At 64.8% G+C, this 22,536-nt stretch carries 20 protein-coding genes and 1 pseudogene; 6 read left to right on the forward strand and 15 right to left on the reverse strand.

Features of this window, described 5'->3' with window-relative positions; genetic code table 11:
* The first annotated feature begins 77 nt into the window (after nt 1-77).
* Nucleotides 78-575, forward strand: coding sequence for a hypothetical protein (locus HU230_RS26435; RefSeq protein ID WP_176529196.1), 498 nt, complete (start codon nt 78-80; stop codon nt 573-575).
* 201 nt (nt 576-776) lie between these two features.
* Here HU230_RS26435 and HU230_RS26440 read toward each other — a convergent pair whose 3' ends face one another.
* The gene (locus HU230_RS26440; RefSeq protein WP_176529195.1) at nt 777-1,232 is read right to left on the reverse strand and encodes an Lrp/AsnC family transcriptional regulator; all 456 of its coding nucleotides are present in this window, start codon (nt 1,230-1,232) and stop codon (nt 777-779) included.
* A gap of 156 nt (nt 1,233-1,388) precedes the next feature.
* Between HU230_RS26440 and HU230_RS26445 the strand changes: the two genes are divergently transcribed.
* Complete coding sequence (locus tag HU230_RS26445; RefSeq protein ID WP_224943596.1) at nt 1,389-5,033, forward strand: indolepyruvate ferredoxin oxidoreductase family protein; 3,645 nt, start codon at nt 1,389-1,391, stop codon at nt 5,031-5,033.
* On the opposite strand, the gene mctP is transcribed toward HU230_RS26445, so the two are convergent.
* From mctP to HU230_RS26470, 5 genes and pseudogenes are all read right to left on the reverse strand, one after another.
* Entirely contained in the window at nt 5,004-6,494 is a 1,491-nt protein-coding gene (gene mctP, locus HU230_RS26450; RefSeq protein ID WP_176529194.1) for a monocarboxylate uptake permease MctP, read from the reverse strand. The genes HU230_RS26445 and mctP overlap by 30 nt on opposite strands.
* A gap of 10 nt (nt 6,495-6,504) precedes the next feature.
* Nucleotides 6,505-6,690, reverse strand: a complete 186-nt coding sequence (locus HU230_RS26455; RefSeq protein ID WP_050628491.1) for a DUF3311 domain-containing protein — start codon at nt 6,688-6,690, stop codon at nt 6,505-6,507.
* A 145-nt stretch (nt 6,691-6,835) separates the two neighbouring features.
* Nucleotides 6,836-7,081, reverse strand: a complete 246-nt coding sequence (locus HU230_RS26460; RefSeq protein WP_234633839.1) for a tripartite tricarboxylate transporter substrate-binding protein — start codon at nt 7,079-7,081, stop codon at nt 6,836-6,838.
* Nucleotides 7,082-7,146: 65 nt separating this feature from the next.
* A pseudogene (locus HU230_RS26465) lies at nt 7,147-7,809 on the reverse strand (tripartite tricarboxylate transporter substrate-binding protein); the annotation flags it as partial.
* Between the two features lie 227 nt (nt 7,810-8,036).
* Nucleotides 8,037-8,948: a LysR family transcriptional regulator gene (locus tag HU230_RS26470; protein ID WP_176529193.1), complete on the reverse strand. Its 912-nt coding sequence runs from the start codon at nt 8,946-8,948 to the stop codon at nt 8,037-8,039.
* Between the two features lie 142 nt (nt 8,949-9,090).
* Between HU230_RS26470 and HU230_RS26475 the strand changes: the two genes are divergently transcribed.
* The 3 genes from HU230_RS26475 (at nt 9,091) to HU230_RS26485 (ending at nt 12,796) form a co-directional block, all read left to right on the forward strand.
* On the forward strand, nt 9,091-10,239 hold the full coding sequence (locus tag HU230_RS26475) for an HlyD family secretion protein (protein ID WP_176529192.1): 1,149 nt from the start codon (nt 9,091-9,093) through the stop codon (nt 10,237-10,239).
* A 433-nt stretch (nt 10,240-10,672) separates the two neighbouring features.
* Nucleotides 10,673-12,301 carry an MDR family MFS transporter gene (locus HU230_RS26480; RefSeq protein WP_176529191.1) on the forward strand — a complete coding sequence of 543 codons (1,629 nt, stop codon included), beginning with the start codon at nt 10,673-10,675 and terminating at the stop codon, nt 12,299-12,301.
* Between the two features lie 36 nt (nt 12,302-12,337).
* Nucleotides 12,338-12,796, forward strand: coding sequence for a carboxymuconolactone decarboxylase family protein (locus HU230_RS26485; RefSeq protein ID WP_176529190.1), 459 nt, complete (start codon nt 12,338-12,340; stop codon nt 12,794-12,796).
* A gap of 216 nt (nt 12,797-13,012) precedes the next feature.
* Here the strand turns inward: HU230_RS26485 and HU230_RS26490 are convergent, their stop codons facing one another.
* The 7 genes from HU230_RS26490 to HU230_RS26520 form a co-directional block, all read right to left on the reverse strand.
* Entirely contained in the window at nt 13,013-13,873 is an 861-nt protein-coding gene (locus HU230_RS26490) for a D-amino-acid transaminase (protein WP_176529189.1), read from the reverse strand.
* 198 nt (nt 13,874-14,071) lie between these two features.
* Nucleotides 14,072-14,803: an amino acid ABC transporter ATP-binding protein gene (locus HU230_RS26495; protein WP_173638638.1), complete on the reverse strand. Its 732-nt coding sequence runs from the start codon at nt 14,801-14,803 to the stop codon at nt 14,072-14,074.
* 18 nt (nt 14,804-14,821) lie between these two features.
* Nucleotides 14,822-15,514 carry an amino acid ABC transporter permease gene (locus HU230_RS26500; protein WP_176529188.1) on the reverse strand — a complete coding sequence of 231 codons (693 nt, stop codon included), beginning with the start codon at nt 15,512-15,514 and terminating at the stop codon, nt 14,822-14,824.
* 2 nt (nt 15,515-15,516) lie between these two features.
* Complete coding sequence (locus HU230_RS26505; RefSeq protein ID WP_176529187.1) at nt 15,517-16,248, reverse strand: amino acid ABC transporter permease; 732 nt, start codon at nt 16,246-16,248, stop codon at nt 15,517-15,519.
* Between the two features lie 184 nt (nt 16,249-16,432).
* Nucleotides 16,433-17,344 carry an amino acid ABC transporter substrate-binding protein gene (locus HU230_RS26510; protein WP_176529186.1) on the reverse strand — a complete coding sequence of 304 codons (912 nt, stop codon included), beginning with the start codon at nt 17,342-17,344 and terminating at the stop codon, nt 16,433-16,435.
* 28 nt (nt 17,345-17,372) lie between these two features.
* Nucleotides 17,373-18,236 carry an alpha/beta fold hydrolase gene (locus tag HU230_RS26515; RefSeq protein WP_210284175.1) on the reverse strand — a complete coding sequence of 288 codons (864 nt, stop codon included), beginning with the start codon at nt 18,234-18,236 and terminating at the stop codon, nt 17,373-17,375.
* The gene (locus HU230_RS26520) at nt 18,233-18,646 is read right to left on the reverse strand and encodes a hypothetical protein (protein WP_176529185.1); all 414 of its coding nucleotides are present in this window, start codon (nt 18,644-18,646) and stop codon (nt 18,233-18,235) included. Before HU230_RS26520 ends, HU230_RS26515 begins: the two co-directional genes overlap by 4 nt.
* 339 nt (nt 18,647-18,985) lie before the next feature.
* Between HU230_RS26520 and HU230_RS26525 the strand changes: the two genes are divergently transcribed.
* Nucleotides 18,986-19,882, forward strand: a complete 897-nt coding sequence (locus tag HU230_RS26525; protein ID WP_207832871.1) for a glutathione S-transferase family protein — start codon at nt 18,986-18,988, stop codon at nt 19,880-19,882.
* Between the two features lie 259 nt (nt 19,883-20,141).
* Here HU230_RS26525 and HU230_RS26530 read toward each other — a convergent pair whose 3' ends face one another.
* Entirely contained in the window at nt 20,142-20,987 is an 846-nt protein-coding gene (locus tag HU230_RS26530) for an IclR family transcriptional regulator (RefSeq protein WP_171948014.1), read from the reverse strand.
* Between the two features lie 187 nt (nt 20,988-21,174).
* A complete protein-coding gene (locus HU230_RS26535) occupies nt 21,175-22,461 on the reverse strand; it encodes an MFS transporter (protein ID WP_176529183.1) in 1,287 nt (428 codons plus the stop codon).
* Nucleotides 22,462-22,536: the final 75 nt, after the last annotated feature.

Genomic DNA, 22,536 nt, shown 5'->3' on the forward strand with positions numbered 1-22,536 from the left:
CCCTGAGTGCCTCGCCGAGGCCGGACCTGATCGCCGGGTCCGGCCTCCCCGGATCGACAGTCAGACGGGAGCCGACCGTGCCAGTAAGTCTCAACATTCCATTCTTGCTCAGCGTCGCCGGAGCATTTCTGACGAGTGCCGTGGTGGCCGCGACCTATGTCTGGCCGGCGCTCCGCACCTGGCCGCGCCATGAGGCGCTCCGGCTGCTTGCGGCTTTTCATGCCTTCCGGTTTCTCGGGATGAACTTCATGGTCACAGGCTTCGTGTCGCCGGAGGTGAACCCGGTGTTTGCCAGCGCGGTCGGCTGGGGCGATCTGACCGCGGCAGCTCTCGCGCTGCTCTCGATGGGGGCACTGTCGTGGCGCTGGCCGGTGGCCATTCCGATCGTCTGGTTCTTCAACATCTGGGGCACGCTGGATCTTCTCAACGCCTACTTCATGGGCGCGACGAAGAACGCGGATCCCGGCCTGTTCGGCGCCGGCATCTATATTCCGGCGCTCTACGTGCCGCTGCTGCTGGTCAGCCATGTCATGGTGTTCATGATCTTGATGCGGGCCAAGTCGGCGGAAGCGTAGGATGGGAATCGCTTTGCTCCACCCATCCTCGTGCCACATCAACATCGTCGTCCCGGCGCAGGCCGCGACCCATACTCCGCGGCGGATGTCGTGAACGGGTTTCGTCGTTCCAGTGCCGCACAATCATGCGTATTCGCGGTTATGGGTCCCGGCCTGCGCCGGGACGACAGCACATATGTGGCACGGCCGTCGCGGCACACCTCAAAACGGCAGCGCCACGCCGGTCTTGATCTCCTTCAGGATCACGTTGGTGCGGACATGGCGGATGCCGGGAATGCGGAACATGAACTCGTCGAGGAATCTGTTGTAGGCGTCCATGTCGCGCACGACGACGCGCAGATGATAATCGGCGTCGCCCGTGGTCGCGAAGCACTCCAGCACCTCGCGGCGCTGCATCACCCGCGCGACGAACTCGTCGACGAATTTCGTGTCGTGCCGCTCCAGGGAGACGTGCAGGATCGCCGAGGTCGCAAAGCCTGCGCGCTCGCGCGCGACCAGCGCCGAATAACCCGAAATGACGCCGGACTCCTCCAGCGCGCGGACCCGCCGCCAGCATGCCGAGGTCGACATGCCGACGGTTTCCGCCAGCTGCTGGTTGGTGGCGCGGCCGTCCTTCTGCAGTTCGGCGAGAATTTTTTCATCCTGCTCTTCGATCACCGCAGAGCCTCCAGTTTGGTAGATTATACCAATGTACGTAGAAGATCGCAAAAGTGTACCGAAATTGAGGTCGCCGGAGAACAGATAGGTAGGACCTACCAGACACTCAGGCATAGCCTTGCCCATTAGACATTGCGATTCCCGGAGGGGTCAGTCATGGGCCAGATGCCGCAACTCGAGGCCTACCAGCTGTCCGAGCGTTACAGCCGCGAACGCGGCCGCGTCTTCCTCACCGGCACGCAGGCGATCGTGCGCATCGCGCTCGACCAGATCAGGCGCGACCGTGCCGCCGGGCTCAACACCGCGGGCTTCATCTCCGGCTATCGCGGCTCGCCGCTCGGCGGCGTCGACCTCGAATTGTGGAAGATCGGCGAGCGGCTGAAGCAGAGCCGCATCGAATTCCTGCCCGCGGTGAACGAGGACCTCGCCGCGACCGCCGTGCTCGGCTCGCAGCAGGTCGAGACGCAGAGGGATCGAAAGGTCGATGGCGTGTTCGGGCTGTGGTACGGCAAGGGCCCCGGCGTCGATCGCTCCGGCGATGCGCTGAAGCACGGCAATGCCTATGGCTCCTCGCCGCATGGCGGCGTGCTGGTCATCGCCGGCGACGATCATGGCTGCGTGTCATCCTCGATGCCGCATCAATCCGATGTCGCCTTCATGAGCTGGTTCATGCCGACGCTGCATCCGGCCGATGTCGGCGAATATCTCGCGTTCGGCGAATATGGCTACGCGCTCAGTCGATTTTCCGGCATGTGGGTCGGCTTCAAGGCGATCTCGGAGATCGTCGAATCCGGCGCCTCGGTCGAGCTTGCGCCGCCGCGCGCGTTCGTGCGGCCGGATTTCATCCCGCCGCCCGGCGGCCTGCATTATCGCTGGCCGGATTTGCCGGGCCCGCAGATCGAGGAGCGGCTGGAGGCGAAGAAGCACGCGGTCTACGCTTTTGCGAAAGCCAATCCGATCGACCGCCGCATCTACGACATCAAGGACGCGACCTATGGCATCGTCACCACAGGCAAGGCACATCTCGATCTGATGGAGGCGCTGCGGCTGGTCGGGCTCGACGAGGCCGCCTGCCGCCGCTTCGGCATCGACATCTACAAGGTCGGCATGGTGTGGCCGCTCGCGTTGCATGATGCGATGGAGTTCGTGAAGGGCAAGCGCGAGATCCTCGTGGTCGAGGAGAAGCGCGGCATCATCGAGAGCCAGTTCAAGGAATACTTTTACGACTATCCCGGCTCCAAGCCGGAGCGGATGGTCGGCAAGCACGACGAAACCGGCGCGCGGCTGATCTCCTGGACCGGCGAATTGTCGCCGCTGATGCTGGCCGATGTGCTGGCGCAGCGGCTCGATCCGATGTTTCCCGAATTGCAGCTCGCCCGCCGCGTCGCCGCGCTCAGGCCCGAGCAGGACCGCACGATCGCCGTCCCCGGCGCGACGCGCACGCCATATTTCTGCTCGGGCTGCCCGCACAACACGTCGACGAAGGTGCCCGAGGGCTCCAAGGCGCTGGCCGGCATCGGCTGCCACTTCATGGCGAGCTGGATGGACCGCGAGACCTCGTCGCTGATCCAGATGGGCGGCGAAGGCGTCAACTGGGCGGCCTCGTCGAAATTCACCGGCAACAGCCACGTGTTCCAGAATCTCGGCGAAGGCACTTACTATCACTCGGGCTCGATGGCGATCCGGCAGGCGATCGCCGCCAACGCCAACATCACCTACAAGATCCTGTTCAATGACGCGGTGGCGATGACCGGCGGCCAACCGGTCGACGGCCCGGTCAGCGTGCAGGCGATCGCGCACTCTGTCCGCGCCGAGGGCGTGTCGCGGATCGCGCTGGTGTCGGATGATCCCGCGCAGTTCTCGCCAGCCGACCTGCCGGTTGGCGTCACCATCCACTCGCGCGAGGAGATGGACGCCGTACAACGCGAGCTACGCGCCATATCTGGCGTCACCGTGCTGATCTACCAGCAGACCTGCGCCACCGAGAAACGGCGGCGGCGCAAGCGCGGGACGATCGAGGATCCCGCGCGTTTTGCTTACATCAACGACCTCGTCTGCGAGGGCTGCGGCGATTGCTCGGTGGAATCGAACTGCCTCAGCGTCGAGCCGAAGGAGACGCCGTTCGGCCGCAAGCGCAAGATCAACCTCTCGACCTGCAACAAGGACTTTTCCTGCCTCAACGGCTTCTGCCCGAGCTTTGTGACCATCGAGGGCGGCAAGCGCCGGGCGAAGGGCGCAAGCGCGATCGATCCGCTGGCACGCGCCGCCGCGCTGCCAGTGCCGGAGCTTGCGGCCCTCGACAAGCCCTATGATCTGCTGGTGACCGGCGTCGGCGGCACCGGCGTCATCACGGTCGGCGCGCTGATCGCGATGGCCGCGCACCTGGAGGGCCGCGGCGTCTCGGTGCTCGACTTCACCGGCTTCGCCCAGAAATTCGGCCCGGTGCTGAGCTATCTGCGGCTGGCGGCAGCACCCGAGGCGCTACAACAGGTCCGGATCGACCAGGGCGCGGCGGACGCGCTGATCGGCTGCGACCTCGTGGTGAGCTCGTCGGCCAAGGCCTCCGGCACCTATCGCAAGGGCATGCGCGCCGCGGTCAACATCGCGGAGATGCCGACCGGCGACGTGGTGCGCTTCCGCGACGCCGACCTCGCCTCGCCGGCTCGCTTGCGCGCCATCGAGCGGGTGATCGGGTCCGGCAACCTCACCACGATCGACGCCAACGCGCTGGCCGAGCGGCTGCTCGGCGACAGCGTGTACGCCAACATCATGATGCTCGGCTTCGCCTGGCAGCAGGGCCTGGTGCCGGTGTCGCTGGACGCATTGACCCGTGCGATCGAATTGAACGACGTCGCGGTCGAGCGCAACAAGCAGGCGCTGGCCTGGGGCCGGCTCGCCTTTGCCGATTCGGAATTTTTGCCAAAGGCAGGCGGCCCTGCGGCCAATGTGCAGGAGACGCTGGAGCAGGTGATCGCGCGGCGCGCCGATTTCCTCCGGGAGTATCAGAACGAAGCCTATGCCGCGCGCTACCGCGCCACGGTCGACCGCGTCCGTCGCGCCGAGGCCGCGCTCGGCAGCCGCCGCGACGAAGGTGCGCCCCCCTCCCGCTTGCGGGGGAGGGTTGGGGTGGGGGTATCTCCACGAGTTCCATCGCGGAAAGAGCCCCCACCCGTAACGCATCTGGCGATGCGTTACGGCCTCCCCCGCAAGCGGGAGAGGCGAAACCGAGTCCGTGGCGAGGCCGAACTCCTCCTCACCGACGCCGTGGCCCGCTCGCTGTTCAAGCTGATGGCCTACAAGGATGAGTATGAGGTGGCGCGGCTGCACATGCAGTCCGGCTTCCTCGGGACCCTGAAGCGCGAGTTCGACGGCGACTTCACGGTGCAGTACCATCTCGCGCCGCCGCTGTTGCCGGCACGGCTGGATGCACGGGGCCGGCCACGCAAGCGCGCGTTCGGCCAGTGGATCCAGACGCCACTCCGCTTGCTGGCGCAGCTCAAGGGACTGCGCGGCACGCCGTTCGACGTGTTCGGCTACACCGCGGAGCGCCGCGCCGAGCGCGAGCTGATCACCTGGTACGAGGCGCTGATCGAGACCATGCTCGGCAAGCTCGACGCCGCACGCCTGCCCGATCTCGTCGCGCTGGCAAAGGCGCCAATGGAGATCCGCGGCTATGGGCCGGTGAAGGACACTGCGATCGAGAAGACCAGGGCGGAGGTGGCGCGGCTGACCGCGCTTCTCACCTCAGCCCCGTCAGATACCAACGACGGCTCAGGCCGCCGCGCCGCGCTTGGCCGGTGAGATCAAGCCGACCACGACGGTCGCGATCACCGCCACCACGATGTTCAGCAAGAGCGCGCCGAGACCGACATAGAAGGTGTAGCTGGAATCGCCAAGCGAGATGCTGGCGAGCGGCTTCAAGCCGTTGCTCCACGCCGTGTAGGTGCCCCAGCCGATGCCGACCGCCCAGCCGAGCAACAGCGCTTCGGCGCGGAACCAGACGGTGAACAGGCCGAACACCAGCGCCGGCAGCGTCTGCACGATCCAGAGGCCGCCGAGGAGTTGCAGGTCGAGCGCATATTGCGTCGGCAGGAACAGGATGAAGGCGAGCGCGCCGACCTTCACCACCAGCGACGTGATTTTCGCCACCGACGCCTCACCGGCATGCGAGATGTCCGGATTGACATAGGACTTCCAGACATTGCGGGTGAACAGATTGGCGGCGCCGATGCTCATCACCGCGGCCGGCACCAGCGCGCCGATCGCGATCGCCGCGAATGCGAAGCCCGCGAACCATTCCGGGAACAAGGTCCTGAACAGCATCGGCACCACGTCGTTCGGCGACGTCACCTTGATGCCGGCGGCATAGGCCATGTAGCCGAGCAACGCGATCAGGCCGAGCAAGAGCGTATAGGCCGGCAGCAGGATCGCGTTCTTGCGGATCGTATCCGCCGACTTCGAGGCGAAGATGCCGGTCAGCGTGTGCGGATACATGAAGGCGGCGAGCGCCGAGCCGAGCGCCAGCGTCGCATAGGGCAGATACTGAGCGGGCTTCAGCGTCAGTCCGGTGGCGCCGCCCTTCGCCGTGAAGGCATCGTTGGCCGCCGAGAACACCGCGCCATAGCCACCGAGCTTCGAGGGCACCACGACCACGGCCGTCAGCACCACGATGTAGATCATGATGTCCTTGACGAAGGCGATCAGCGCCGGCGCGCGCAGGCCGGAGCTATAGGTATAGAGCGCGAGGATCACGAAGGCGGCGATGATTGGCAGTTCGCCGGTCAAGCCCATCGCCTTGATCACGACCTCCATGCCGATCAGCTGCAACGCGATATAGGGCATGGTCGCGACCAGGCCAGTCAGCGCCACCGCGAGCTCGAGACTGCGCGAGCCATAGGCGCCATGGACGACATCCGCAGCGGTGACGTAGCCGTTGGCGTGCGCCTTCTTCCACAGTACCGGCATCACGGCGAATACGAAGGGATAGACGATGATGGTGTAGGGCAGCGCGAAGAAGCCGTAAGCGCCGACCGCATAGACCAGCGCCGGCACCGCGATCACGGTGTAGGCGGTATAGAAATCGCCGCCGACCAGGAACCAGGTGATCCAGGTGCCGAACTGACGGCCGCCGAGACCCCATTCGTCGAGATGCTCGCTGACCGGGCCGGACTTCCAGCGCGCGGCGAAGAAGCCCATCACGGTGACGAGGGCGAAGAAGAAGATGAAGACGGAAAGCGCAACCCAGGCGATATGATCGGTCATTGCTCTCCCCTCACCGCTGCTCGTCGGCGTCGGGCCGGCGGCTGCGATAGACCAGCCAGATCAGCAGCGAGGAGATCGGCACCCAGGCGAGCTGGTACCAGTAGAAGAAAGGAAAGCCGAACAGCGAAGGCTCGGCGAAATTGTAGAACGGCACCCACAGCAAGCCGATGAACGGCAGCAGCAACAGAATCCACATGGCCCACTCCCAGCCCAAGGCCTGACCCACCGGCGGGGTTGCCGGCGTCCCGTCATCAACGACCCAGGAACTCGTTTGTTGCGTCTAGAATCACGGTTGCGGCATGGCGATGCAAAAAGATGTGATCGCCGTGCGCCGCGGCGTCCTATTCGGCCTTGATGCCGGCATCCTGGATCACCCGGCGCCAGCGCGCCTTCTCTCCGGCAAAGTAGCGGTCGAGCTCGGCCGGAGGCTGTGCCACCATCACGAGACCCTCATTGACGCCGAGCTTCTTGAAGGCCTCCGCCTGCACGGCCTTGGCGGCCGATTTGTTGAGGCGGTCGATGATCTCGGCCGGCGTGTTCGCAGGCGCGTAAAGGCCGTACCAGGATTCGGCGACACAGCCGGACACACCGGCTTTTCCGACACCGTCGGCAATTGCGGCAACGCGGGCGAGCGTTCCGCAGAGGTCACCGCGATGGCACGCAGCTGCCCGGCTTCGACCAGCGATGCGCAGCTTGCCACCGTCGTGAACATCACCTGGATCTGGCCGCCCAAGAGGTCGGTGATCGCGGGTGCCGCGCCCTTGTAGGGCACGGTGGTCAGAATGACGCCCGCCATGTGCTTGAACAACTCGCCGGCGAGATGCGCCGAGGTGCCGGTGCCATAGGTCCCGTAGGACAGTTTTTCCGGATCGGCCTTCGCCGCCGCGATCAGATCGGCGATCGACTTGATCGGCGAAGCAGGATTGACCACGACGACGTTGAACGAGCGCGCCACCAGCGCCACCGCCGCGAAGTCCTTTTGCGCATCGTAGGGCAGCTTGCTGTAGAGGCTCGGATTGACCGCGTTGGCGAACGTCGCCATCAGCAGCGTGTAGCCGTCGGCCGGGCTGGCGGCGACGCTTTGCGTGCCGATGATGGTGCCCGCCCCCGGCTTGTTCTCGACGATGACGGTGACGCCGAGATCCTTCTGCATCTCCTGCGCCAGCGTGCGCGCCACGACATCGGTGCCGCCACCCGGCGCGAACGGCACCACGATTTTCACGATATAGTCGGGATAGGCGGCGTACGCCGGCGCCTGCAGCAGCACATTTGCTGCGATCGCGAACAGGATGGAGGTCAGAACGCGAAGCGGCATGGCAGGCCCCGGCAGATGAGGCAACCTTCATACACGCCCACGCCATGCAAGGGATGCCGGGTGGTCATGACGCGGCAAGGAGCGCCATGCTGCCAGCCCCGTCATCCTGAGGAGCGCGTAGCGCGTCTCGAAGGATGCACGGCCCGTTCTCTGGCCGATTCATCCTTCGAGGCTCGCTCCGCTCGCGCCTCAGGATGACGGAGATAGAGTGCTGCGCACACCGTCCCTCACGAATACGGATTGATCAGCTTCTGCTGCTCGGTCGCGTGATGCACCAGGAGATCGATGAAGACGCGCACCTTCGCCGAGAGGTGATGGCGGTGCGGGTAGATCGCGTTCATGGTGAGCTCGACCGGCCGATATTCGGGCAGCAGCCGAACCAGCTTCCCCGATTCGAGTTCGTCCCGGACCAGGAAGCCCGCCGCGAGGAACACGCCGACGCCGGCGAGCGCCGCGAGTTTCAGCGTCTCGCCGCTGTTGGAGACGAGATTGCCCGCCACTTTCACCGCTGCCGGCGCGCCCTTGCGGTCGACGAAGTGCCACTCGTCCCCGAAAGGGTAGTTGACGTGGCGAACGCAGTTGAGGGCCACGAGGTCATCGAGCCGCTCCGGCTTGCCGTGCGCCTCGACGTAGTCGTGCGAGCAGCACAGCACGTGCCGCCAGGTGGCGATGCGACGCACGATCAGCGCGGAATCGCGCGGCTGGATCATCTGCACGGCGAGATCGAAATTCTCGTCGAGCAGGTCGGCCGAGCGTTCACCGATCATCAGATCAATCTTGACCTCGGGATAGGTCGCGAGGAACTCGGTCACCGTCGACGACAGGAACTGGACCAGATGGGTGTTGGTGAAGATCCGCAGCGTGCCGCGCGGCACCGATTGCTGCGCGCCGGCCACCTCATCGGCCTGCTCGATGTCGGCGAGGATCTGGACGCAACGCTCGTAATAGGCCTGGCCGACCTCGGTGAGGCTGACCTTGCGCGTGGTGCGGTTGAGCAGCCGGGCACCGAGCCGGTCTTCCAGCGACTGGACGTGGTTGCTCACCATGGTTGTGGACATGTTGAGCTTGCGGCCGGCGGCGGAAAAGCCGCCGGAATCGACGACCCGGACGAAGGCGGTCAAACTGGTCAGGCGATCCATGTAACAAGGTCCGGATTATCAGCGCTGGCTTGATAATGCTTCCAGTTTTATCGGGATTATCACAGCGGGGAGGACATTGCATCTAAGGGGCGTATCCGGCGCCCTTTCTGGAAGGACGCGAATGTTCGGCCAGGAGACAATCATGTCGACCACGACCTATATCCCTGAAGAATCTGCCAAAATCGGCCTGCGTCCGTCACGGCGGACGGTCAAGCGGGTGGCGCTTGGGCTTGCCGCCCTGCTCGGCATCGCCGTGGCCAGCGACCTTGGCTACGACTACTTCACCATCGGCCGCTATCTCGAATCCACCGACGACGCCTATGTGAAGGCGGACTCCACGATCATCGCCCCGAAAGTCTCGGGCTACATCGCCCGCGTGCTGGTGACCGACAACCAGCCGGTGAAGGCCGGCCAGCTGCTGGCCGAGATCGACGACCGCGATTACCGCACGGCGCTTGGTCAGGCCAAGGCTGACGTCGACGCCGCCGACGCCTCGGTGCGCAACCTCGACGCCCAGCTCGAGCTGCAGCAGCCGATCATCGACCAAAGCACCGCCGATGTCGAAGCCGCCGAAGCCAATCTGAAATTCGCCCAGGAAGAGCAGAGCCGCTACGACGGCCTGATGAAGTCCGGCTCCGGCACCATCCAACGCGCGCAGCAGACCGACGCGGCGCTGCGCAGCAATACCGCGCAGTTGCAGCACGCCAAGTCGGCACTGTCGGCGGCGCAGCGCAAGGTCGATGTGCTGACCACGCAGCGCGCCCAGGCTGTCGCGCAGGCCGACCGCGCCCGCGCGGTCGAGCAGCAGGCCGAACTGAACCTGTCCTACGCACGGATCACCGCGCCGGTCGACGGCACCGTCGGCGCCCGCACGCTCCGCGTCGGCCAATATGTGCAGGCCGGCACCCAGCTGATGGCGGTGGTGCCGCTCGATGCGGTCTATGTGGTCGCCAATTTCAAGGAGACCCAGCTGACCCATGTGCGCAACGGCCAGCCGGTCGAGCTCACCGTCGACAGCTTTCACGGCACCACGCTGAAGGGCCATGTCGACAGCCTGTCGCCTGCCAGCGGCCTCGAATTCGCGCTGCTGCCGCCCGACAACGCAACCGGCAACTTCACCAAGATCGTGCAGCGCGTGCCGGTCAAGATCGTGCTCGACGATCACAGCCTCACCGGCCTGCTGCGGCCGGGCATGTCGGCGATCCCGACCGTCAACACCAAGGCAACCGTGCTGGCCGAGCGCGAGGAGAAGCGGCGCGTGGCGTCGGCGACGCCGGCGAGCGGCGGCTAGCGTTCGAACGTTCTTTGACTGATTTGACGCGATCGGCCGTAAGGGTCGATCGCGTTTTGCTGTGACCTTCTTCGTTCCGCGCACGCCGGTGGAAGGGCTCCCTCCCCCCTTGCGGGGGAGGGTTGGGGAGAGGGGTGCCGCTTGCGCTGACATCGGACGGATCGCGATTCGCACTTGCGGCAAGTGACACGTCGGCAGGATTGAAGCAGTTCGGGCAATTGACGTCAGCGCCCGGGGCCACCCCTCTCCCCACCCTCTCCCGCAAGGGGAGAGGGAGCCTGAGAGAAGTGCTCACCTCACTCGTCGACACCACGGGGCCGCAGTGGCAGCGGTGTCGATTATCAATCTCTGCCGGACAATCCTTCCAGTCTTTCCCGGATTATCGAAACCGGCCGCCTAATCCATGTTGTGCGGGCAAGCAAGGACCACTCCAATGACCGCGCTCCAGCCCACCGCCAATGCAGCCGACGCTGCAAACTTCGCTGCCCCGGCAGCCCCCGCAGCGCCTGCCGCGCCCGCGATCCCGACCAAGACCTGGATCGCGGTGATCGGCGCCACGCTCGGCGCGTTCATGGCGGTGCTCAACATCCAGATCGTCAATGCCTCGCTTGCCGACATTCAAGGCGGCATCGGCGCGGGCATCGATGACGGCGGCTGGATCTCGACCTCCTATTTGATCGCCGAGATCGTGGTGATCCCGCTGTCCGGCTGGCTCGCGCAGGTGTTCTCGGTGCGCATCTATCTGCTCACCAACGCGTTCCTGTTCCTGGTATTCTCTGGAGCCTGCGCGCTGGCGCAGGACCTGCCACAGATGATCGCGCTGCGCGCCGTGCAGGGCTTCACCGGCGGCGTGCTGATCCCGATGGCATTCACGCTGATCATCACGCTGCTGCCGAAGGCGAAGCAGCCGATCGGGCTCGCGCTGTTCGCGCTGTCGGCGACATTCGCGCCAGCGATCGGCCCGACCATCGGCGGCTATCTCACCGAGAACTGGGGCTGGCAGTACATCTTCTACGTTAATTTGGTGCCCGGCGCCGTGATGATCGCGATGCTGTACGTCTCGCTCGATCCGAGCCCGATGAAGCTGTCGCTGATCCGCCAGGGCGACTGGCTCGGCATCGTCACCATGGCGATCGGCCTCGCCGCGCTGCAGACCGTGCTCGAAGAAGGCAACAAGGACGACTGGTTCGGCTCGCCCTTCATCGTCCGCCTGTCGGTGATCGCGGCCGTAGCGCTGGTCGCCTTCCTCATCGTCGAGTTCACCGTCGAGAAGCCGCTGCTCAATCTGCGCCTGCTCGCCCGCCGCAATTTCGGCTTCGGTATGCTGGCCAACTTCCTGCTCGGTATCGCGCTGTACGGCTCGGTGTTCATCCTGCCGCAATATCTGTCGCGCATCCAGGGCTACAACGCCGAGCAGATCGGCATGGTGCTGGCCTGGACCGGCCTGCCGCAGCTCGTGCTGATCCCGCTGGTGCCGCGGCTGATGCAGCGCTTCGACCCCCGCATCGTCATCGGCGTCGGATTTGCGTTGTTCGCCGGTTCCAACTTCATGAACATCTACATGACCAACGACTATGCGGCCGATCAGCTGCTCTGGCCCAACGTCGTCCGGGCCGTCGGTCAGGCGCTTGCATTCGCTCCGCTGTCGGCGGTTGCGACGGCCGGAATTGAGGCGGAAAATGCCGGATCGGCATCAGCGTTGTTCAACATGATGCGCAACCTCGGCGGCGCCATCGGCATTGCCGCGCTGCAGACACTGCTGACCAAGCGCGAGCAATATCACTCCAACGTGCTGATGCAGTCGGTCTCCATGCTGGAACAGGCGACCCGAACGCGGATTGAGGCATTGACCCAGTATTTCCTGAACCACGGCGTTGCCGATCACGCCGACGCCACCCACCGCGCGATCGCGGCGGTCGGCAAGGTCGTGCAGAAGCAGGCCTACATCCTCGCCTTCAGCGACACCTTCTATTTGCTCGGTGTGGCGCTGATTGTGGCGCTGGTGGCGGCGCTCTTCCTGAAGAAGCCGGCCCAGCTCGCTGGCGGCGGCGGTGCACACTAGCTCTTTTCACTGAACCCATAACCAAGGAGAACGATCATGAAAGCCCGCATGAATTTCTACCAGGCCGCCCCCGAGACGATCAAAGCGCTGGTTGCGGTCGAGAGCCAGATCACGGCGAGCGGCCTCGAGCAATCGCTGATCGAACTGGTCAAGACCCGCGCCTCGCAGATCAACGGCTGCGCCTACTGCATCAACATGCACACCGAAGACGCCCGCAAGCATGGCGAGACCGAGCAGCGGCTCTATCTGCTCAACGCCTGGCGCGAGTCACCGCTCTACAGCGAGCGCGAGCGCGCGGCGCTGGCCTGGACCGAAGCGCTGACGCTGGTTGCAGAAACGCATGCGCCCGATGCCGACTACGAGGCGGTGCGCGCGCAGTTCACGGACAGCGAGCTGGTCAACCTGACCACGCTGATCGGTGCCATCAACGCCTGGAACCGGATCGCGATCGGCTTCCGCGCGGTGCACCCGGTGAAGGTGAAGGTCGCGGCGTGAGGGCGGTACTGTCCGCGATATATTCCACTGTCATGCCCCGCTTCATGCGGGGCATCCAGTACGCCGCGGCCTCTCGGCTCAAGCGCCACGGTCTCTGGAATACTGGATCGCCCGGTCCCGTCTACGCCAAGGCTTCGACGAGGCCTCAGCCCATGGACGCGCCGAAGCCTTTGCGGAGGCGGCAAGCCTTGCGATGACAGCACGAATGGGGATGGATCAAACCGCCGTCGCGCGGGCGAACTCGACATAGATCTCGCGCAGGCGATCGGTGATCGGGCCGACCTTGCCGGTGCCGACGGTCTTGCCGTCGATCGCGACCACGCCCTGCACGAACACCGAGGCGCTGGTGATGAAGGCTTCCTTGGCGGCGAGCGCTTCTTCGACCGTGAAGGCGCGCTCCTCGATGCGCAGCTGACGCTCCTCGGCGAGCTTGACCACCGCCTTGCGGGTGCAGCCGGGCAGGATCTCGTTGCCGTTATGCCGGGTCACGATGACATCGTCCTGGGTGACGATGAAGGACGAGGACGAGCCGCCCTCGGTGACCTTGCCGTCCTCGATCATCCAGGCCTCGCCGGCGCCGGCCGCGGCCGCAGCCTGCTTGGCGAGCACCTGCGCCAGCAGCGCCACGCTCTTGATGTCGCGCCGCTCCCAGCGGATGTCGGGCACCGTGATCACGTTGATGCCGGTCTTGGCCGACGGCGCGTTGATGATGTCCTTTTCCGAGGTGAACATCACAAGGGTCGGCTTGACGTCGGCCTTCGGGAAGGCGAAGTCGCGCCCCTTGTCGGCGCCGCGGGTGACCTCGAGATAGACCATGCCGTTGACGAGGTCGTTGCGCTTGACCAGCTCCTTCTGGATCTCCTCGATCCGCTCCAGCGTCTCGGGAAGCGCCAGCTGGATCTCGCCGACCGAACGCTTCAGCCGCGCCAGATGCGAGGCGTTGTCGATCAGCTTGCCCTCGAGCACCGCCGCCACCTCGTAGATGCCGTCGGCGAACAGGAATCCGCGGTCGAACACCGAAACCTTGGCCTCCGAATGCGGCACGAACGAGCCGTTGACGTAAGCGATCTTTTCCACGCGAGTTCTCCTGCGGACGGGGCGCGATTTGCCCCTTCCTATACGCAAATTGTTAACGCGGATAAAGCCTCCACCGTCACCCTGAGGAGCGCGCCTTGCGCGCGTCTCGAAGGGTCGACGGCCCCGCTGGCGGCCGTGCATCCTTCGAGACGCCGCTTCGCGGCTCCTCAGGATGACGGGTCTGGCTGGTGCAGCGCCTCAGTGCTGCAATATCTTCGACAGGAATTTCTGCGCGCGGTCGCTGCGCGGCGTGCCGAAGAAGTCGGCCTTCTTGGCATCCTCGACGATCTCGCCGCGGTCCATGAAGATCACGCGGTCGGCGACCTTGTTGGCAAAGCCCATTTCATGGGTCACGACCATCATCGTCATGCCCTCGCGGGCGAGGTCGACCATCACGTCGAGCACCTCGCTGATCATCTCGGGGTCGAGCGCCGAGGTCGGCTCGTCGAACAGCATCGCGATAGGGTTCATCGCGAGCGCGCGGGCGATCGCGACGCGCTGCTGCTGGCCGCCCGACAATTCGGCCGGGTATTTCTTGGCGTGATCCTTCAGCCCGACGCGATCGAGCAGCTTCGTGGCCGTGGCCACGGCGTCATCATGCTTGCGTCCCAAGACCTTCTCCTGCGCAAGGCAGAGATTGTCGATGATCCGCAGATGCGGAAACAGCTCGAAGTGCTGGAACACCATGCCGACGCGCGAGCGCAGCTTCGGCAGGTCGGTCTTGGGATCGTTGACCTTGATGCCGTCGAGGATGATGTCGCCGCCCTGGATCGGCTCCAGCGCGTTGACGCATTTGATCAGGGTCGACTTGCCCGAACCCGACGGGCCGCAGACCACAACCACCTCGCCCTTGGCGACGCTGGTGGTGCAGTCCTTCAGCGCCTGGAAGCTCGGCCCGTACCATTTGTTGACGTGATTGATCTCGATCATGATGGCTCAGCTTGTTGTTCAGCGAACAATGGCGATTCGCGCCTGCAGGCGGCGCACGCCAAAGGACGCGACACAGGAAATGACGAAGTAGACCAGCGCGGCGAACAGGTACATTTCGACCAGGCGGCCGTCGCGCTGTGCGACCTTGCTGGCGGCGCCGAGGAAATCCGGGATCGACAGCACGTAGACCAGCGAGGTGTCCTGGAACAGCACGATGGTCTGCGTCAGCAGCACCGGCAGCATGTTGCGGAACGCCTGCGGCAGCACGACGTAGCGCATCGACTGCGCGTAGGTCAGGCCGAGCGCGCTGGCCGCGGCCGGCTGGCCGCGCGAGATCGACTGGATGCCGGCGCGCATGATCTCGGAGAAATAGGCCGCCTCGAATGCGACGAAGGTGATCAGCGAGGAGGCGAACGCGCCGACCGAGATCGGCCGCGACGCGCCGGTCAGCCACTGCCCGATGTAAGGCACCAGGAAGTAGAACCAGAAGATCACCAGAACCAGCGGCAGCGAGCGGATGAAGTCGACATATAAGCCGGCGATGCGCCCGAGCACCTTGTAGCTCGACAGCCGCATCAGGGCGATCAGGGTGCCGAACACGAGGCCGCCGAACGCCGCGAGCGCCGTCAAGGTCAGCGTGAAGCGCATACCCTCGAAGAACAGATAGGGCAGCGAGCGGCGGATGACGTCGAAATCGAGATTGCCGAGCATCGTCATTTGCCCGTGATGTAGCCGGGGATCGCGACATAGCGCTCGAGCAGGCGCATCGCGGTGACCACGACGAAATTGAGGAGAAGATAGAGCACGGTTGCCGCGGTGAACGCCTCGAACACCTGGAACGAGAACTCCTGCATCGAGCGCGCCTCGCCGGTCAATTCGATCAGGCCGATGGTGATGGCGACCGCGCTGTTCTTGATGGTGTTGAGGAATTCGGAGGTCAGCGGCGGCAGGATGATGCGGAACGCCATCGGCAGCAGCACGTAGCGATAGGTCTGCACCGTGGTGAGGCCGAGCGCGGTCGAAGCCTGCTTCTGCCCGCGCGGCAGCGAGCCGATACCGGCCTGCAATTGCACGGCGACGCGCGCCGACATGAAGAGGCCGACGCCGATCGCAGCCGTCCAGAACGGCGCGTTCGGCAACTGCTTCATCCACAGCCCGGCGGATTTCGGCAGCAACTCGGGCAGCACGAAGAACCACAGGAAAAGCTGCACCAGCAGCGGCATGTTGCGGAAGAACTCGACCCAGCAGAAGCCGATCCACGATGCCGTCCGCGACGGCAGCGTGCGCAGCACGCCGATCACCGTGCCGGAGACCAGCGCGATGATCCAGGCGAGCACCGACACCTTGACGGTGACCACCAGCCCCGCCAGCAACAGGTCGAGATAGGTGCCGGTCCCCATCGGGTTCGGCTCGAGAAAGATGTGCCAGTTCCAATTATAGTTCACGGGTCCCCCGCGCTATCGCGCCGATCAGGCTTGACGGCAACGTATGCGCATCCAAACGCGATGCGCCGACTATATGCAAATGTCCGGCCATTTTCCTCCAAAAATGGCCGGACACGCTTAGTTCTCCGGTCCCTCATGGTGGGGAGGCGCATTGCGCCGTCTCGAACCATGAGGCCCCGGCAGTTTACTTGTAACTATCCGGATCCGGCGAGTCCGACGGCTTGGCGAACTCGTTCTTCAGCTCCGGTCCGAGCGGCACGTTGAGGTTCAGGCCTTTCGGCGGAATCTTCTGCATGAACCACTTGTCGTAGATCTTTTCGCCCTCGCCGCTGGTGTAGAGCGCGGCCGTGGCGGCGTCGACGACTTTCTTGAACGGCGCATCATCCTTGCGCAGCATGATGCCGTAGGGCTCCGGCTTGGAGAACGCATCCTTGGAGATCACGTAGTCGCCCGGCGACTTCGAGCCGGCGACGAGGCTCGCGAGCAGGATGTCGTCCATTACGAAGGCGACCGCGCGGTCGGTATCGACCATCAGGAAGGCTTCGGCGTGATCTTTGGCCGGGATGATGTTGGCGCCGAGGCCGCGCGCGACATTGGCTTCGGTGAGCTGCTTGATGTTGGTGGTGCCGGCGGTCGAGACCACCGTCTTGCCCTTGAGGTCGTCGATCGACTTCAGCCCGCTCGACTTCTTGAAGACGTAGCGGCTGGCAGTCAGGAAGTGGGTGTTGGTGAACCAGACCTGCTTCTGCCGCTCGGCATTGTTGGTGGTCGAGCCGCATTCGAGGTCGACGGTGCCGTTGGCCATCAGCGGAATACGCGTCGCCGAGGTCACCGGGTTGAGCTTGACCTCGAGCTTGTCGAGCTTCAGCTCCTTCTTCACGGCATCGACGATCTTGTAGCAGATGTCCATCGCATAGCCGACGGGCTTCTGGTTGTCGTCGAGATAGGAGAACGGGATCGAGGAATCGCGGAAGCCGAGCGTGATCGCGCCGGTTTCCTTGATGTTCTTCAGCGTCCCGGTCAGCTCCTCGGCCTGCGCCTGGCTCGCGCCGAGGGCGGCGGCGAGCGCGAAGCCGATGAGATATTTGGATGTCATACGTCTACTCCTTCGTGGAAACGTCGATTTACTGCGTGAGAATGTCGGCGAGGACGGGTGCGATATAGCGGCGAAACTGCTCCGGATTCTCGCTCATCGGAAAATGACCGAGCTTTTCCATGATCGTGACGCTGGCGCCCCCTATAGCCGCTGCCGTCCGCCTCGTGTCCTCGGGCGTGCAGGAGAAATCATACTCGCCCGTGAGGAGATAGAGCTTGCATACTTTAGTATCGATTGACGCGACCCGGCCGCGCAGGTCGCCGTCGACACGGTAGAAATGAAGGTCGCCCTTGAACACGCCGGGGCCACCCTGCTTGTAGGCCCACAGCGTTTCCATCCGCGCAGGCGCCGGGCTCTGCGGCGCCATCAGCCCCGACACCAGCGCGGCACAGACCTCGCCGCCGTGAACGTCCGCCCGATTGAGCCAGTCGGTGTCGTACCACGGCTCCTGGAAATCGGCAGCCTCGAGCCCGATCAGCGCGCGAAACTCGGCGGCATGTTCGATCGCAAGGTTGAGCACGATGCGGCCGCCGATCGAGCAGCCCATCACGACAGGCTTCTCCAGCCCCAATGCACGGCAGAAGGCGCGGATGGTCTCGGCGTAGCTGTTGGTGGTGAGTTGGTATTCATCGCCGGTCCAGCTTTTCGGCGGATTCGACTTGCCATGCCAGGGCATATCGAAGGCAATGACGCGGAAATTTTCGGCAAATTGCGCGTCCGCGAGCAGATGCCGCCACTGCCGCGCGTCTGATCCCGCGGTGTGCAGGCAGACCAGCGGAATGCCCTTGCCGTTCTCCTCGAAATAGATCCGGTGCAGCTCGCCGCCGATCTCGACGTGAACGTAACGGCCGACCATCGGCTCGATATGACCGTTCATGATCGCGCCGCTCATGATACGGCCGCCAAATGCTGCCGCGGCAGCGCCAGCAGGTCCTTGAAGTATTGCAGGTGCGTCATGAAGGGATGCAGATCGCCCTCCAGCACCGCCTCGCCGCGCTTGGTCAGCGCCAGCAGATCGTGCCAGCCGGGTTTCGGCTCGGCCTGCCAATAGGCGGCCCAGGCCTGAGGCGTCGCGCGATAGGCAAAGCGCCATGAGCGCATCAGGACCGGCGAAGGCACGAGCTCGACGATGCGGCCGCCACGGATCGCGGCGTGAAACGGCCGCGCCATCGGGCCGAGCAGGCAGTCGCAATCGAGCAGCCGCCCGCGCGAGACCAAGAGCGGCGCCTGGTCGAGCAATGCGGGAATGCCGGCAAACGCCGTCGTCACAGCGTCGTCGGTGGCGTCGGGCGATAACGTCATCTGTCGGGGAAGTTTTCCTGCGGCGGACGCCCCATGATGACCGGAAGGGCACGATCCCGCAAGCCGCCGATGCCCTTGGGTTCCCTGGATTATACGCTTGACCAAACCCGGCTTGCGAGTCCATGGCGCGGACCTCCGCGCCGTCCCCGCACGCCTTGTTCGCCGCGACCTCGGCAGCGTAGAATGCCTGCGCCCCGAGTGGCCCCGCAAGATGATCCTGGGTCAGCATCCGCTTTCACCGTTCACACAGACGAGCAGGATCGCGCTCCGCGAGAGGGACGCGCGCTTCGAGACCGCGCGCTTCGCCCAGGCCGCAACCAGGCCGAAAGAGAGCAAGTCATGACGGTAGATCAAAACGCCCTGATTCTTCACCAATACGACATCTCGCCGTACTCCGAAAAAATCCGCGGCGCGCTCGGCCTCAAGGGCCTCACCTGGTGGGCCTGCAACCAGCCGTCGATCATGCCCAAGCCGGACCTGATCGCGCTGACCGGAGGTTACCGCCGCATCCCGGTGCTGCAGATCGGCGGTGACATCTATTGTGACAGCGAGCTCATTCTGGACGAGATCGAGCGCCGCTTTCCCGCTCCGTCGATCTTTGCATGCGGTCGGGCCACCGCGGAGACCTATCGTCTATGGGCAGACGAGAAGCTGTTTCCGACTGTCGTGGGACTGCTGTTCTCCGGAGATTGGGATGTCAACGAGGCCTTCATCGCCGACCGCTCGGCGCTGCGAGGCCGGCCGTTCGATCCCGAAGCGTTCCGCGCGGCCATTCCGAGCTTGACCGACGCGCTGCATCGGCACCTGCGGCTACTGGAGATGCAGCTCGAGAACGGCAACGCCTTTCTGGCAGGCGAGCAGCCGAGTGCGGCCGATCTTCAGGTCTTCCACAACCTCGTCTTCATCCGCTGGGGTAAGGGACGGACGACAGCGTTGCTCGACCAGCATCCGGGCCTGCGCGCCTGGGAGGCGAGAATGCGCGCGATCGGACACGGCATACGTCATGACATCGGCAAGGACGACGCGCTCAGAGTAGCCCGCGAAGCGCCGATCTCTGCGGCGGTTGGCGGCGCGCGCGTGAGCTACCAGATCAATGACGCCAATTCGTCGCCGATCGCGGGCAGATTGGTCGCAGAGGACGCGCAGCGGGTGTCGATCCTTCTGGAAAATCCGTGTGTCGGCACCGTCGTGGTCCATCTGCCGGCGACCAGTGGTCGGCTGCATCGCCTCGATTGAACCGCTTGGTTCCTGAGAGGATGTGAAGTTTTGTCCTCATCCACTGTTGTCGTCGCCCGGCTCGACCGGGCGACCCAGTACGCCGCGGCCTATCGGCTCAAGCACGACCGTCTCTGGAATACTGGATCACCCGCATGCGCGGTTGATGACACTGAGCAAGCTGAGTAAACCAACTCCGTCATCCTGAGAGGGCGCGACGTCGACCGTGCGCGGGTTTGCTTGACGCGCGGGGAGAGGCAAAGCAGAGCGCGGCACCATTTCACCCCGCCTTCGCCGGACGCCCGTTCTTCGGCGCCTGGGCCATCGCGCGGGCGAGCACCTGGGCTTCCTTCTTCAGCATGTCGGCAAGCTCGCTCTCGCGGCGGCGGATGCGGTCGGATGCCGCGCCGATCGAGAGCGCGGCGACCACCTCGCCGGCATCGTCGCGGACTGGCACGCCGACGCCGCCCATGCCGGGGAACGCGGCGTCGATCAGCACGGTATGGCCGGCCTTGCGCGCCACGGCGATCCGCTCGCGCAGGAATTTTGGCGTGATGCGCGGCGATTTTGCCAGCCGCGGCACGATCACCTCGATCACGGCCTCGATCTCGGCGTCCGGCAGCCAGACCAAAAGCGCCAGCGCGCCGGCGCCGACGCCGAGCGGACGGCGGCTGCCGATCTGCAGATAGTTCGGCTGCAGCGGATGGCTGCCGACCGAGCGCGCCAGATACAGCGCCTCGACACCGGAGCGCACCGACAACAATGCCGTATCGGCGGAGCGCTCCGACAGCCGCAGCAGGCTCGGCTGCGCCAGTTCGGCGATGTCGACCGAGCGGCGCGCGCCGACCGCCATCACCCGCGCCTCCTGGCCGAGCTCATATGTCTTGGCGCCGGCGACCCGGCTGACGAAACCTTCCTCGATCAGCGAGTTGAGGATGCGCAGCGCGGTCGCCTTGTTCAGCGAGGTGGTGTCGGCGATGTCCGTCAGCCGCAGCGGCGAGCGCTGCGCCAGCACGCGCAGGATCGCGCAGACCTTCTGAATCGCGTTGAACTTGTCGGGTTGGCCCGGCTCCGGCGGTGGCCTCTTGCGGCTGGTCCGTGCGGTCGCAGTCGTGGAGGCGTTCATGCCTTGGTCTTCCTTGCCTCAATTCCAAATCCTGGACCGGGCACGACAAAGGGCCGCGCCCGGCGGACATCATCCTAAGACGGATGACGTGCGCCGGACATCGTATACTTTCGTCAGATGAAACTTTGATTGCGACTATCTACGCTGCTCTGCAGCAACAAGGATATTTGAATTTCGCTTCACGAAATCATGCCAGCCGCAGCCGGCGGATGGTGAACAGCGCCCACAGGCTGAGCAAGCAGACGCCGGTGAGATAGTAGCCCGGTGCGAGCTCACCGATCGGCGCGAAGCCGCCCATCCAGGTCATGATCGCCGGGCCCATGCCGCCGAACAATGTGACGCCGATATTGTAGCTGAGGCCGAGCCCGGTCGCACGTGTCGCCGCCGGAAACAGTTCCGACATCAGCGCGGCGAGCGGCCCGTAATACAGCGACTTGAGGACGCCGAGCCACAGCACGCCGATCAGGATGATGGTCGGTGTCGGCCTGCCCGTGAGCAGCAGGAAGGCGGGGAAGATCGAAACCAGCAGCAGCAGCGCAAACAGGATCATATGCGTGGTGCGCCCGATCTTGTCGGAGACGAGGCCTGCGATCGGCGCCAGCAGCGCGACCGCCGTCTGCGCGGCGAATGCAGCGATGAATCCGACCGACGGCGCGAGGTTCAGCGTCTTCACCACATAGGTCGGCATGTAGACGATCAGATAGTTGACCGCGGTCGACACCGCGAGCGCACCGATCGCCAGCATCGTGGCGAGCTTCTGCCGCGCGAACACTTCCCGCACCGGCGAGTCCTGCTTCCCGGCCGCCGGCGGCGGCGTCGCATCGTCGACATGGTTGCGGATGTAGATGCCGACCGGGCCGATCAGCACGCCGAACAGGAACGGCAGCCGCCAGCCCCAGGATTGCAGGTCGTCGGGACTCATCAGCGAGGTCAGCAGCGCACCGAAGCCGGCGCCCAGCAGGCCGCTGACGCCCTGGCTCGCGAACTGCCAGCTCGCCACGAAACCGCGGCGCTCCGGCATGTGCTCGACCAGGAACGCGGTCGAGGAGCCGAACTCGCCGCCGGCCGAGAAGCCCTGCACCAGCCGCGCCAGCATCACCGCGATCGGCGCCAGGATGCCGATCGTCTGATAGGTCGGCATCAAGGCCAGCACCAGCGTGCCCAACGTCATCAGCACGATCGACAGCATCAGCGAGGCCTTGCGGCCGTGACGGTCGGCATAGGCGCCGAGCACGATGCCGCCGATCGGGCGGATCAGGAACGACAGCCCGAAGCTGCCGAAGGTCAGCAGCAGTGAGGTGGTCGGATCATTGGCCGGAAAGAACGCCTTGGAGAGATAGACCGCGAAATAGGCGTAGACCGAGATGTCGTACCATTCGAGCGCATTGCCGACCGAGGTTGCGACGATCAGGCGGGTGATGTTTTTCTTGTCGACAACGTCGGCTTCGGAGGTGAGCGGCGTCGATAGGGTCATCACATGTCCTTGGCCGTGTCAGGCACTAATCTCTCGACGCGTCATGGCCGGGCTTGTCCCGGCCATCCACGTCTT

Origin of the sequence: Bradyrhizobium quebecense, assembly GCF_013373795.3 — a bacterium.
Taxonomy (GTDB): Bacteria; Pseudomonadota; Alphaproteobacteria; order Rhizobiales; family Xanthobacteraceae; genus Bradyrhizobium; species Bradyrhizobium quebecense.